General features: G+C 50.3%; 13 protein-coding genes and 1 pseudogene. 8 read left to right on the top strand and 6 right to left on the bottom strand.

Going from position 1 to position 13214, the window contains the following annotated elements; genetic code table 11:
- Positions 1-7: 7 nt before the first annotated feature.
- On the bottom strand, positions 8-1024 hold the full coding sequence (locus tag ACLHDD_RS18675) for a substrate-binding domain-containing protein (protein WP_427105340.1): 1017 nt from the start codon (positions 1022-1024) through the stop codon (positions 8-10).
- 406 nt (positions 1025-1430) lie between these two features.
- On the opposite strand from ACLHDD_RS18675, the gene ACLHDD_RS18670 reads away from it, so the two are divergent.
- Positions 1431-1625 (top strand): hypothetical protein, encoded by a 195-nt coding sequence (locus ACLHDD_RS18670; RefSeq protein ID WP_427105339.1) that lies wholly within the window; start codon positions 1431-1433, stop codon positions 1623-1625.
- Positions 1626-2024: 399 nt separating this feature from the next.
- Here the strand turns inward: ACLHDD_RS18670 and ACLHDD_RS18665 are convergent, their stop codons facing one another.
- The 4 genes from ACLHDD_RS18665 to ACLHDD_RS18650 form a co-directional block, all read right to left on the bottom strand.
- The gene (locus ACLHDD_RS18665; protein WP_427105338.1) at positions 2025-2279 is read right to left on the bottom strand and encodes a biofilm/acid-resistance regulator YmgB/AriR; all 255 of its coding nucleotides are present in this window, start codon (positions 2277-2279) and stop codon (positions 2025-2027) included.
- Positions 2280-2450: 171 nt separating this feature from the next.
- On the bottom strand, positions 2451-2744 hold the full coding sequence (locus ACLHDD_RS18660; protein WP_427105337.1) for a hypothetical protein: 294 nt from the start codon (positions 2742-2744) through the stop codon (positions 2451-2453).
- Positions 2745-2915: 171 nt separating this feature from the next.
- Positions 2916-3161: a regulatory protein YcgZ gene (gene ycgZ / locus ACLHDD_RS18655; RefSeq protein ID WP_427105336.1), complete on the bottom strand. Its 246-nt coding sequence runs from the start codon at positions 3159-3161 to the stop codon at positions 2916-2918.
- Positions 3162-3428: 267 nt separating this feature from the next.
- Positions 3429-3767, bottom strand: a complete 339-nt coding sequence (locus ACLHDD_RS18650; protein ID WP_427105335.1) for a hypothetical protein — start codon at positions 3765-3767, stop codon at positions 3429-3431.
- Positions 3768-4210: 443 nt separating this feature from the next.
- Between ACLHDD_RS18650 and ACLHDD_RS18645 the strand changes: the two genes are divergently transcribed.
- The 4 genes from ACLHDD_RS18645 to ACLHDD_RS18630 are packed head-to-tail and all read left to right on the top strand — an operon-like array spanning position 4211 to position 7596.
- Positions 4211-5095: a metal ABC transporter substrate-binding protein gene (locus ACLHDD_RS18645; RefSeq protein ID WP_427105646.1), complete on the top strand. Its 885-nt coding sequence runs from the start codon at positions 4211-4213 to the stop codon at positions 5093-5095.
- Complete coding sequence (locus tag ACLHDD_RS18640; protein WP_427105334.1) at positions 5092-5898, top strand: manganese/iron ABC transporter ATP-binding protein; 807 nt, start codon at positions 5092-5094, stop codon at positions 5896-5898. Before ACLHDD_RS18645 ends, ACLHDD_RS18640 begins: the two co-directional genes overlap by 4 nt.
- Complete coding sequence (gene sitC / locus ACLHDD_RS18635; protein WP_427105645.1) at positions 5898-6770, top strand: iron/manganese ABC transporter permease subunit SitC; 873 nt, start codon at positions 5898-5900, stop codon at positions 6768-6770. Before ACLHDD_RS18640 ends, sitC begins: the two co-directional genes overlap by 1 nt.
- Positions 6757-7596, top strand: a complete 840-nt coding sequence (locus ACLHDD_RS18630) for a metal ABC transporter permease (protein WP_427105333.1) — start codon at positions 6757-6759, stop codon at positions 7594-7596. Before sitC ends, ACLHDD_RS18630 begins: the two co-directional genes overlap by 14 nt.
- 1172 nt (positions 7597-8768) lie before the next feature.
- Here the strand turns inward: ACLHDD_RS18630 and ACLHDD_RS18625 are convergent.
- On the bottom strand, positions 8769-9674 hold the full coding sequence (locus ACLHDD_RS18625) for a LysR family transcriptional regulator (RefSeq protein ID WP_427105332.1): 906 nt from the start codon (positions 9672-9674) through the stop codon (positions 8769-8771).
- 98 nt (positions 9675-9772) lie between these two features.
- Here ACLHDD_RS18625 and ACLHDD_RS18620 point away from each other — a divergent pair, with 98 nt between their 5' ends.
- The 3 genes and pseudogenes from ACLHDD_RS18620 to ACLHDD_RS18610 all read left to right on the top strand — a co-directional run bounded on the left by ACLHDD_RS18620 (position 9773) and on the right by ACLHDD_RS18610 (position 13015).
- Complete coding sequence (locus ACLHDD_RS18620) at positions 9773-10300, top strand: N-acetyltransferase family protein (protein ID WP_427105331.1); 528 nt, start codon at positions 9773-9775, stop codon at positions 10298-10300.
- Positions 10301-10341: 41 nt separating this feature from the next.
- Positions 10342-11517 (top strand): MFS transporter, encoded by a 1176-nt coding sequence (locus ACLHDD_RS18615; protein WP_427105330.1) that lies wholly within the window; start codon positions 10342-10344, stop codon positions 11515-11517.
- A gap of 407 nt (positions 11518-11924) precedes the next feature.
- Positions 11925-13015, top strand: a pseudogene (locus tag ACLHDD_RS18610) (IS3 family transposase).
- Positions 13016-13214 lie beyond the last annotated feature (199 nt).

The following is a 13214-nucleotide window of genomic DNA, read 5'->3' as shown; positions in this document are numbered from 1 at the left end:
CGGTAAGTCAGGCCGTCATATTGTAGCGGGTAATAATATTAATTTTAGAGTAGGGCGCTACCGGGGCCGTTGCTGGCAGGAAGGCATGAAACTCAAGCAGTGTTCTGAAAGCGTGTAGCGCATCAAGCTGTAAATTATGCTCGATCAGCGCATCAATTTTACCTGCCTGCAGCAGTGCGCAGTTTTCCTGATCGAGGTCGTGCCCGATAAAGGCATTGATCTGACGCTTCTCTTCCGCAAAGGCGCGCAGTATGCCCGGATTGCCGCCGCCGACCGTATAGACGGCATCCACATCCGGATGCTGCCGCAGGAACTGCGTAACCGACTGATGCATCTGTGCATCAATACCATAACCGCCTGCAACCACGCTGACCTGATGCTGAGGCGCAAACTGCCGCATCTCACGCTGAAACCCCTGGATTCGTTCCTGTTCGCCAATAAAATCGCGGCTGCCGGTTACCGCAATGATATGTGAGCGGCTGACGCGCAGCCACCGCGACATCAGAAACGCTGCCACCTTTCCGGCATCAACGTTATCCATGCCGATATAGCGCAAACGCGCACTGCCGGGCAGATCGCTCATCATGGTGACCACCGGCACGCGCTGACGGAGAAGAGATTCAAGCGTAGGGTTTAACTCGTCCGAGCAGGCTGCTTTCAGGATAATGCCGTGACTGTGAAAGGCTTTTCTGTTCAGCAGCTGGTTGATGGCCTCTGCCGTGAGATGTGCATTGAAGTGGAAGCGTAGCTGGAGCCTGAAAGCAGCAAAGCTGGCAATCTGACGGGTAAACGCCTCACGGATCAGCGGCTGAAAACGATCCGGAATGTGCATGATCACGTCAAAGTAGAGAGTTCTGCCCCTGGCCAGTCCGGCTTTCTGCATCAGCTCCAGGTCCGCTATCGCCTGCTGAATGCGATGCTGGGTACGTGGATGAACATTGCCTCGCTGATGCAGAGCACGATCAATCGTGGCCAGGCTGAGTCCCGACTGCGCTGAAATCTGTTTGTGGGTGAATCGGGCCATTGGCTGCTCAGGGTAGCGGAATACATGCTCCTTTCTATCATAACTCGGGTCTGATTTTACTGATGGAGTAAGAACTTTATCCAGAATATGGCTGGCTGCACACGCTCATATAAATAAAAAGGCGCAGTGGCTTGTATGAAATGACGGCTTCGCGTCTTATCCGTACGGTTAAAATCCAGACAGTTAACATTTTTAAACAGAAAATTAATCTGGCGAGAAGTCCAACCCTCTTCTATGTATTAATCAGCTACAGGTTAAACAGGCATAAATAATGTCGAATAATAACCAAGGGGTGGTTAAATAATGACCGATTTGCCGCTTCGCTTATATTCCAGCTGTGCTGCCTTTTTTGGTTTTAGTTTCTGCTGATGTTAAACTGGATATTCATACACCGTCGGGAGGTCGTGTGAAGTACGATAATGATAATGAAATCCGTGCGCTTGTCGGCGCGGTGGTCAGTGACTTGATCAAGGCAGGAGAGCCCGTTCATTTTCACGACATTACGGACGCGCTGTTTCGCCTTGGCGAAGAGACGCGTGACAGCAGGCTAAAGGCATTGTGCCAGGAAGCGATAAGCTTTTTTAGCCGCAAGATGCACTGAGGCCGGTGGCGTCAACGACAGGCACCATTCTGAGACACCCTCCTCAAACTCCTTTTGCTTTTTTCCGGGCCGATAATAAATCACAATAATCAGATGCCCGGCATCACAAGGTTTATTATCCGGAGGACGGCTCTGTTTTTTAGCGTATCGCCGTTTTCTGCACAGATATTAGCCGATTAACCGGGGCTATTTCTGTTGCTGTCCAGAAAAATTAACTATTCCAGTAATAATTTCTTATGAAAGTAATTCATGACAAAACGCTTGTGAGCGCAGTCATTTCAGAATGTTATATAGGATTTTTCTCAAGGCAGCAGGTTTGTTCAACCCGAAAAAGGGTGATGTATAGAGATTGCAACGGGATGAGAAACTGCGCTGCCGCAGACAGCGCAGAAGAGAAAATCAGATACCGGTATCGTCGGGCGTGCGGCCGACCACTATTTCCAGCGTTTTGCGCAGTACATCCAGTCGCACAACATCCGACGTGCATTCCAGCTCTGCAATCAGATAAAGAATAATGGCTTTATTAGTGACGCTACCCTGATCGGCCACAATGTCACGGATCAGCGCGCCGAGCAGTTCGGTTTCCTGAGCCAGCAGATCGCCTTCGCCACGAAAATAGTCAATGATGGAAGAATCTGATGAAGAGTGTTGCATGATTTTTTCGTTCTCTGAAGAAAATTGGTCAGACGCAATGGTTACAGCCAAAACGAATGTAGACGTTGTTTTCGTTTTGCCCAGCCTGCATAAAAACATCTCTTTGCTGCTTTGCTGCTTTGCCGCTTCGCTTATCATCAGCCGCCCGCAACAGGTAAGCGCTACCTTCAATCAGTGCTTTTTCGAACCCTCAGGTGGCCCGTCACTGGACATGCGATGGGCCGTTTTGTCGCGCTCCGCGCCCTCGTTCTGAACACGCTTGCGAGCAGCAACCATACCATTACGCACCTCAGTTATGGCTCTGCGGATAACTGACACCTTTGCATCATTATCTGCGTTAGCTGCCATCAGTTCGAGTTGCGCGATCAGGGCGTTACTGGATACCGGTTTGTCTGACTTCAGTAATGTAAGAACGGCTTCGCCGATCATTACATCTGTCAGTTTCTCATCTTCACTTCTGTACATACTGGCTTCTCTGATTACGAATCAATGGCCATGCTGCGGGTCCGTATGTGTTAGCAGGTGCGATCGGACGCACCTGATACGGGAAAGCAGTACTGGGCTTTTTATTACGTTAACCATCCTGGACTGGCTGAAAACGGGCATCCTGAATAATGTACGCTGCCGTAAAGGCGATCAATCTTCGCGGCGGAAAAGCATCGAAATCAATTCGTGCAGGTGCTGCTCTTCTTCTGACGTAGAAGCCTGTTCGAGGCGACGCAGAAGCTTGCTACAGATCGCTTTCCGGCTGAGGCTGTTGCCGGCGCGCAAAATCTCAACCACGACAGAGCCCAGTGTTTCCTGCTGAGAAGGAGAACTGGCCTGATTGAAATAACGGGCAATGTCACTGAGTGTTTCCTGGGCTTGTCCGTTCTGACGCATTTTTTTTCCTCAGGTGATTTAAAACAATCGCACGGGAGATATACAAGTTATACATCACTCAGCGCGTAAGTTATACGATTTCATAAAAACTTGTACAATATTTTGAGTATTCGGAATGGGTAATTTTGTGCAAAAAGTGCTTATTCTTTTAAAACAGGAGGTTGAGAGGGCTTTTCAGAAGGGTAGTTGTACCATGAAGTTGTATCGGTTCAATCCCGGCCTGCTCAAATTTATTGTACAGGTCGGGAGAAATTCAGGTACAAAAAGTCAGTACCTGAAATAGATATCATCGGCAGATTCGGAAACAGCAGACTCTGCTGAAGAATTTGTAGACAGCCAGTTTGCCGGACCAGAACGGCGTGAACCAATCGTTTTAAAGCCTGATAACCATTGACGTGCATCCTGTAACTGCTCAAGGCGGTACTCGTTTACTTCTGAGTTTGCCATAATCAGCAACTCTTTAATCAGCAGTTCAACGTTCACTTCCTGACCAGCATTAAACAGGTTCATTGCGGCTTCGCCAATGATGACATTCGCTTTTTCATCGCTGGAAAAAAACAAAATATCCTCCTGGGTGATTGCGGTAAGTAACTTTAACTGTAGCAAAAAAATTTACCAGATTTAATCAATTCAGCCTATCAATAAGATTATTTTAATTGTCCGCTTTTTGTGCTTGATGTGAACAAAATGTCTGCTGACAAACGACTGCATGAAGGTCGGATCTTCTGCGCCTGCTATGCCGGTATAGGAACGATAAGACGTTCAGCTGTACAGCACTACGAGTATGGAGATAGAAACCGGCCAGCGCTGCCGGAAAATTCAATCTGCACGTAGTAAGTCGCATGTTTAAATTCATTAATAATCATTGGTTTATATGATTTTCTGACAAATCTTCACGTTCATCCTCTTACGCTTAAAAAACTTCACATTCCAGCGCTATCAGGTTTTTATAGTCTGTGCTATAAAAAATAGCACAGGCTAATTTTGTCTGATATTTCATCACTGCCGGAGGTTGCCTTATGGTCCTGTCAAAAAAGCTCGCCCTGTATATGTCAGGCATGCTGCTGACTGCGCTGATGAGCACCAGCAGCTATGCAACAGAAAAATTTAAGGTCGTGACCACATTTACTGTCGTCGCTGACATGGTCAGGAATGTAGCGGGGGAGTCGGCAGAGGTTGTTTCCATTACCCGACCTGGCGCGGAGATACACGACTACCAGCTAACGCCGGGTGATATTAAGCGGGCTCAGGGTGCACAATTAATCATGGCAAACGGGCTCAATCTTGAACGCTGGTTTGAACGTTTCTATCAACACCTTGACGGCGTGCCGGAAGTGGTGGTTTCCGATGGCATTCAGCCGATTAGCATTAATGAGGGTCCTTATAACGGGAAGCCCAATCCTCATGCCTGGATGTCACCCGACAATGCGTTGATTTATGTCGATAACATCCGGAATGCGCTGATACGGTATGATCCGGCCCATGCCGAAATTTATCGCCAGAACGCGGCGAACTATAAACAAAAAATCACAGCGACGCTGGCGCCGCTTCGTCAGCAGATTGCCCGCATTCCGGAGAATAAACGCTGGATAGTAACCAGTGAAGGCGCGTTCTCTTATCTTGCTCGCGATTTGGGCATGAAGGAACTTTATCTCTGGCCAGTCAACGCCGATCAGCAGGGCACACCGCAGCAGGTGAGAAAAGTCATCGACCTGATCAGAAAACAGAAGATTCCGGCTGTATTCAGTGAAAGTACCGTCTCTGACAAACCTGCCCGTCAGGTCGCGCGGGAAACCGGTGCGCATTATGGTGGTGTGCTCTATGTCGACTCCTTAACCACGCCCGATGGCGCTGTGCCAGCCTATCTCGATCTGCTCTATGTCACCACCCGCACGCTCGTCGACGGCGTCATGGCAGGAGAAAAACCAGAATGAGTGAGGCTATTGTGGTTTCAGGCGTCACAGTGATTTATCGCAACGGCCATATTGCACTGTGTGATGCCAGCTTCAGCGTGCCGGGCGGATCGATTGCAGCACTGGTCGGCGTTAATGGTTCCGGTAAATCGACGCTGTTCAAAGCACTTATGGGGTTTGTGCGGCTCGCCAGCGGCACAATCTCTGTTCTGGAGATGCCGACCCGTCAGGCGCTGCGTCAAAGTTTGATCGCTTATGTGCCACAGTCGGAGGAGGTGGACTGGTCTTTTCCGGTTCTGGTGCAAGATGTGGTGATGATGGGACGTTATGGCCACATGGGGTTGCTGCGCCGACCGACAGCGAACGACCGCCAGATTGTCAGTGAGGCACTGGCGCGGGTCGATATGCTGGATTACCGGCATCGTCAGATCGGCGAACTTTCTGGCGGGCAGAAGAAAAGAGTTTTTCTGGCGCGTGCCATCGCCCAGCAGGGCAGCGTCATTTTGCTGGACGAGCCCTTTACCGGCGTAGACGTACAGACCGAGGCGCGGATTATCACCTTGCTGGGCGAGCTGCGCGAAGAAGGTAAAACCCTGCTGGTTTCCACACACAATCTGGACTCAGTGACCCAATTCTGCGATTACACTGTGATGGTAAAAGGCACGATTCTTGCCAGTGGCCCGACACAGACCACCTTTACGCCAGCCAACCTTGAACGCGCCTTCGGCGGAACGCTGCGTTATGCGCAGGGAAATGAACGGGTGAAGCCTGCCGCAGACGGACAGCCTTTTTCCAGGCCTTCGCAGGCGGGGGAGGTCAGATGATGGCGTGGCTTCTGGAACCCTTTAGTTATCACTACATGCTCAATGCGATGTGGGTTTCCGCGATGGTGGGCGCACTCTGCGCCTTTCTCTCATGTTATCTGATGCTGAAAGGCTGGTCGCTGATCGGAGATGCGCTTTCACACTCTATCGTGCCTGGCGTTGCAGGCGCTTACATGCTGGGACTGCCCTTTGCGTTGGGCGCTTTTCTTTCTGGTGGCCTGGCGGCGGGCAGCATGCTGTTATTAAACCAGCGTACCCGTCTTAAGGAAGATGTGATTATCGGCCTGATCTTCTCCTCCTTCTTTGGTCTTGGCCTGTTTATGGTGTCGCTTAATCCAATGGCGGTGAACATTCAGACCATTGTGTTGGGCAATATTCTGGCTATCGACCCCGCTGACATTCTTCAGCTGGGCCTGATTGGCGGGCTGTCGGCCCTGATTCTGCTGGTTAAGTGGAAAGATCTGATGGTCACCTTCTTTGACGAGAATCATGCACGCGCCGTCGGGCTGCACCCTGAGCGGCTGAAGATTCTGTTCTTTACGCTGCTGGCGGCTTCGACGGTAGCGGCACTGCAGACCGTCGGGGCGTTTCTGGTGATCTCTCTGGTGGTCACGCCAGGCGCTACGGCCTGGCTGCTCACCGACCGCTTTCCGCGTCTGCTGGTCATTGCGGTGGCTATCGGCAGCATAACCAGTTTTCTGGGGGCCTGGGCAAGCTACTACCTGGATGGTGCAACGGGCGGCATTATCGTGATGGCGCAAACGTTACTGTTCCTGCTGGCGTTTGTCTTTGCACCCCGACAGGGCCTGCTGGCTCAGCGCCGTCGTGGCCGCTATCAGAATGAAAAGGAGCAGGCTCATGTGGATCCTTGAACCTTTCCGGTTTGCGTTTATGAACAGCGCGTTACTGACGGCGCTGATGGTGGCGATCCCCTGTGCGATCCTGTCAGTGTTTCTGGTGCTGAAAGGCTGGGCGCTGATGGGGGATGCCATGAGCCATGCGGTATTCCCGGGCATTGTGATCGCCTGGATGGCAGGGCTGCCGCTGGCGGCAGGCGCATTTGTCGCGGGTCTATTCTGCGCGGTTGCGAGTGGATTTTTGCAGGATAACAGCCGCATCAAGCAGGATACGGTGCTCGGTATCCTCTTTTCAGGCATGTTTGCGGCAGGGCTGATCCTCTATATTGCGGTTAAACCAGATGTCCATCTCGATCACATCCTGTTTGGTAATATGCTGGGCATTTCCGGCGCGGACATGATTCAGACCGCGATCATTGCCGTCATTATCGTCACTGTGATGGCGCTGAAGTGGCGTGACTTTATGCTGTTTAGCTTTGATGCGCAGCAGGCGCAGGTTTCAGGGTTATCCACGCGCTGGCTGCATTACGGGCTGCTCTGCATGGTTTCACTGACCATTGTTGCAACTCTGAAAGCGGTCGGAATTATCCTGTCGGTCTCCCTGCTTATCGCGCCTGGCGCAATTGCGGTGCTGCTCACCCGCCGATTCTCCCACGCGTTGCTGGTGGCCGTCATTGTTTCCGTGCTGGTATCACTGAGCGGGGTATATCTCTCATTCTTTATCGACAGCGCACCCGCACCGACCATCGTCGTGCTGTTCGCGCTGGTGTTTATCGTGGCTATGGTCATAGCCGGACGTCAGGCTCGTCAGCCTGCGACTCAGACAACAGAGGTCCGCTAATCGTCATCACAGCACGACAGCATTTTGCCTCAGTCCTCAGCGCAAAGGCACGGATGTACTATCGGCGGCCAAATTAGCAGTGGATATGTGTCACACTCTTCGTTGAGTACCTGGATCAGACGGCTCTCTAACACAGCGGGTTTCCAGCCTGATCAGCGAGGTATTAACAGCGGGGAGAGATTTGAGATTTTCTGTCCCTGCGTTTCTGCGCTGATGGATTTGTCATCACGCATAACTTTCCGGTCAGAGAGCACGCCGGATCGTCAGATGCAGGTGAGACGGCAGAAAAGGCAATAAAATTATGATCACCTGCTTTCATTGCAAGATGCCGGGAGCCACCGATATTTACCTGTTGTAACAGCGAATCCAGCTATGCATTTGGCTCTGCCAAAAAAATTCTTCTTATTCATAAATTTTCGGTCGTTGGTGTCATCTGCGCTCTGCTAATAGCAAACATTTGACGGATACGCAGTTTGTTTTGTGCCAGAAGCGGACGTCGGCAACGTTGAGATATGTTAATTTATGAGGAGCAGGTCAACGAACAAAAGGAGAAGAAAATGCAAATCATGTTTGAGGTATTGTTACTTGCAGTGCTTGTACCACTGACTTCGACTGCAGCATAAGGGACTTTGTTTTTTTCGGTCGGTAATGAGAAAACTTCTTTTGCCTCTGAATGTGTAAAATCAATCGATTATAGAGAGAAAGATGAGATAGGTGCAGAGAATTTAACCTTTTGATTTTACAATGAATGTAGCAAAAGATTGTCTGAAATGACCCGAAAGAACATCGGAAAGCAGGTGACCATCGCCTACGAAGACAATAAAGTTACTTCCGCTATGATTGCCTCGCTTCTTAGCACCGGCTTCAGGATATTCACAAAAGACACACCAGGAATACTGTTGATGCAGATACTAAATGATTATGATGCTGTTCGTGATTAACCAGAAATAAACGGAAAATAATAATTTCCCTGGCAATAAAAATTCTTTCATAAATATAATTTCGCTTTTCGCTTTTCGCTTTTCGCTTTTCGCTTTTCGCTTAAAGCGGCCCTTCAGCTCAGTCAGTTTGTCCGCTCTGTGCCAGAAACGGACAGGGATCGCGGGTAAACGCTGTTTTTGCGCTTTCCCGGGCAGAGCAGGCTGTACCTGTCTGGTTCTGACATCGAATAACTATCTGTTTTCGTTTTTAGCAAAACTGTTGTGAAGGCTTTTCAGCACTTCATTCATTGCTCTGCTTATAATCCGGTCCTCCCGCATAACCGCCCCAAGCGTCCGGTGAAGAGGGGGTGTTACAGAATAAAGATTGAGCCCCGATCTTTCCTCAATGCATGCAACGGACATCCGGGGAACAATACTGTAGCCAAGGCCTGCCCGGACCATTCTTTTAATAGCCTCAATACTGCCCAGCTCCATGACCGGGCAGGCAGTATGGCCCGTTTCCCGGAACCACTGGTCGATCAGGGCGCGTGTCCCGCTTCCCGGTTCGAAGATAATCAGAGGCAGCGGCAGCAAAGCGTCCGGCGTCCATATTTTCGCGCTCTGCTCTGATGTGTCCTTTTCCATGATGGCGACAAACTCATCCGTACCCAGCGGGGTAACGCTCAGGTTTTTACCTTCGGCTGGCAGAGTCACCAGCCCGATATCGATACGATTTTCCTCCACGCCTCGCACAATATCGGAAGTGTTGCCTGTGCGTACATCCACCTTGAGCAGGGGATGTGCCTGTCGCAATTGTTGCAGTAAAGGGGGCAGCAGATGAATACAGGCCGTTGCGCCTGTGCCGACAGTAACCGTACCGGTTATCTCATCGGAATGCCGGCATACCGATTCAACCGCTGTACTGACCACGGTATCAATTTTCAGGCTGTGCTCAGCCAGGGTCAGCCCGGCTGGCGTGGGTCGGACTCCCCGGCTGGTTCGCTCGATGAGGCGGACCTGTAGCGCCTGCTCAAGTTGTCTTATCTGCAGACTCACTGCCGGCTGCGACAGACCCCGTGCTTCAGCCGCGCCGGAGAAACTGCCCCGGCTGATAACCAGTCTTAAAGTAGCCAGATGATCGAGATTCAGGTTTGCCATCCCAAAATTTTCCTTATGCCGCTGATAAGTCCTGCTGCCTGTCTGAAATTTTTCATACGGGTTAGTCTTTGCTTCTAATCGCAGCAGGAGCCGTACAGATGGAAATAACCGAAGCAGATGAACGACATATACCTGCCATTCAGCAGATTTATGCTTATCACGTATTGCACGGCACCGCTACTTTTGAAACTGAACCGCCTGATCCGGCTGAAATGACGGCCCGTCTCAAAAAGTTGCGGGCAGCAGGACTGCCGTGGTTTGTGGCGGTTGAGGACGGCACTGTTCGCGGATACAGCTATCTGTCACTTTACCGGGAACGGTATGCCTACAGATTCACTCTGGAGGACTCTATTTATATTGCTCCCGATGCTCAGGGGCAGGGGATCGGGAAAAATCTGTTATTAAGTGCGGTCGCATGGGCAGAGGCCCATGGCTTTCGTCAGCTCGTGGCAGTAGTAGGTAATAGTGAAAACACCGCCTCCATTGCCCTGCACAGTGCGGCAGGCTTCAGCGTGACAGGAACGCTCAAATCTGTGGGCTTCAAGCATGGACGCTGGCTTGATACGGTCATCATGCAGCGTACGCTCGGGCAGGGCGATAACACATTGCCGGAGGGTTCAGGTTGACTGACGGATGTCTGACAGGCCGCACAATTTTCTGCGTTGGTATGACGCAGTTTATCAACTGGGGTATCACATTCTACATGCCGGGCGTTTTCGGGAGCGCCATCATGATGGATACCGGCTGGTCGCCGGTTGTGACATTCTCCGGCCTGACTATTGCCATGCTTGTGATGGGCTTTTTTTCGCCGCTTGCGGGTGCCCTTATAGCCCGGACCGGCGGACGTACGATGATGATGACGGGAACCTGCGCCATCATCATCGGCTGTTTTCTGATGGCTTTTACTTATTCAACAGCATCATGGGTTGCCGTCTGGCTCCTGATGGGTGCTGGCATGAGACTTGCCCTGTATGATGCCGCATTTGCGCTGCTTGTAGAAACCGCAGGCGCAGAGGCCCGCCGGGCAATTACCCTGGTTACACTGCTGGGTGGTCTCGCGTCAGTCGCGTTCTGGCCTGCTGGTGCTGCGCTACTGCACTTAACCGACTGGCGGCATGCCATTATCGTTTACGGCTGTGCGGGCATTGTCAGCCTGCTTTTTTTGACCACCGTTCCGGCAGGTTATCGGCGTCAACCTTCCGTTACCGGGCAGACCGCTCTTTCGGCGACTGGACCAGCAGAAGACCGGAAAGCCTTCATCAGCGGCCTGTGGTACGCCACGCTGATAGCGCTGATAAGCTTTGTTTCCACCGGCGTGTCTGCTCATTTCCCTGAGATACTGGCTGCTTATGGTATGCCCGCCGTAGCGGGTATGTTGTGGGGGGTGGGACAGGTGAGCGCCAGACTGCTGGACGTGGCTTCCGGTGCACGTACTTCAGCGATCCGTCTGAGCCTGTTTACCGGCATTATGCTGCCATTATGCTTTCTGGTTGGCCTTGCAGGGAATGTTACCCCGGTGGCTACAGCCATCTTTATTCTGAGTTATGGGGCTGTAAACGGACTGAGTACGGTCATTAAGGCCGTCCTGCCTCTTGTGCTGTTTGATCGACAGCACTATGCCCGTAAAACAGGCTTACTGCTGTCACCCGCTTTTTTGCTCGCGGCGCTCGCGCCGTCAGTTTATGCCGTACTGCTGGAGCAATACGGCATACCCGGCACACTGCTTTTATCTGCCATCCTTACCCTGTTCATTACGGCGACTTCCTTTGTGATCTGGCGTCGCCATTCCTCGCCTGCTGGACAGAGCCGGAATAACAATGTGCCGTCCATTCCGGCGAAATAAATCTGACGCGAAAACATCTCTTTCATCTGATAATGGCTTATCATGCGACAATTTGTTCACGGTATGTCCGCACAGATAAAGCAGACGGATTAAATTAATCTGAACGCACCCTATATAAGCTTTCCATTCATAACAGGCAATAAACTGAAATCCCAAAGATTTACTGCAAGCGATGATAAATTCGTCTCGCTTCAACATAACGGACTGCCTTCGTATAAAATCTTTCCAGCGTATGATAAAGGTGACTGCGGCGCTGTAATATTTCTCAGGTATTTCACCGTGTTCTGATGTAGTGGCTCACTGAATTTAGCCACCTGAAAAGAGGATATGTTCTCGTCTCAGAACAATACAGATGCACGAATGAAATAAGAAAATTTAGTCCTGAGTTTTAACGCGTATGAGTTCAGTTGATTGCCGACCAGAATTACCTCCCCTTATGCAGCTAACGCTATTAATGCTGGCCTTTCCACGATGATAATATCGGTCAGACAACTGCCTGATGAACGACAGGGCAAAACATCAAAGGCCTTCCCTGCCTCTCCAAAAAATGAAATGCATCAGCGGAAGAAAAGCTACAAGCTATTGAAGTGCTCTAAGAAATTTTAGGAGGCTAATGCGTCTCTTTAGTCAGCCACCTGCAAGGTTTTCAATAATCGCCAGGCTAAGAGCGCGTGATCCTGTGGTCACTCTCTGCCACGTGTTCGGGGTTCGTCGAAACCGCTATAAAGACTGAAAAAATCAGTCGGAAGAAAGCAGTATTACGCAGTCAGTTATTTGAGCCAGATGACATCATACAGGACTCGCCCGGAGCCAGAAGCATCGCCACAAAGGCAATTCAGAGAGGCCACCAGATTAAGCGCTGATAAAAGAGTTGGGTTTGGCCTGTTGTCAGCATCCCACAAATCGGTATTAGCGTGGGGATATAAGCATATCGTTATCCCAAACTCTTCTGAGCGGGAGTTCACAATAACAGAGCTATGCAAGGTAGTCATGTGGCCTATATCTGCACAGGGAGACGCCGGGCGTACCTTGCCATTGCTCTCAACTTATTGGCTGAACCAGTGAGCTGGATAATGTCGTTCTTACCGGACAGCATACTCACTATGAAGGCGCTGAAATGTATGGAAAACGCGTGATAAGGCCGCCAGAGTGATATGCCATTTTGCTCAGGACAGTCATTATACAAGCAGGCAGTTCCGGCAGTTACTATAGCGATCCCGGATTAAACAGAGTATGAGTCAGCGTGGAAACTGCCGGGATAGCAATCCAACGGAGCGCTTCTTACGGACTCTGAAAAATAACTGTGTGTCAGTAATGGGTTACGTAAATCTCAGCGATGCAGCTCACATCACAACAAACTATAACCCTTGATATTACAGCGCATTCAGACTGCATGAATATAATGGTGCATTACCACTCAAAGAATCGTTAAAACCGATGCCAGAGAAACTCTAACGTGGTAGCCGGTTTTGCTAACCATTCAACCAGCGGGTATTGAAGCAAGTGTAAAGGCTGGTCGTGACATTTCCTTTCTTCAGATGAAAAAAAACATCCCGCATTCAGAAAAAAAATAAAAAAATTATGGAAAACTGAAGTGTCTTCAATTTTTAACCTGCTAAGTCACGTCATGCTTTTCGTCTTTATCAGAAAGTACAAAATCAGATATTTCGCAGATGTGATGCAATTTTGTACAAACT

The sequence above is a fragment of the Pantoea sp. NSTU24 genome, assembly GCF_050157905.1.
Taxonomy (GTDB): Bacteria; Pseudomonadota; Gammaproteobacteria; order Enterobacterales; family Enterobacteriaceae; genus Pantoea.
This window is presented reverse-complemented; position numbering and strand designations above follow the sequence as displayed.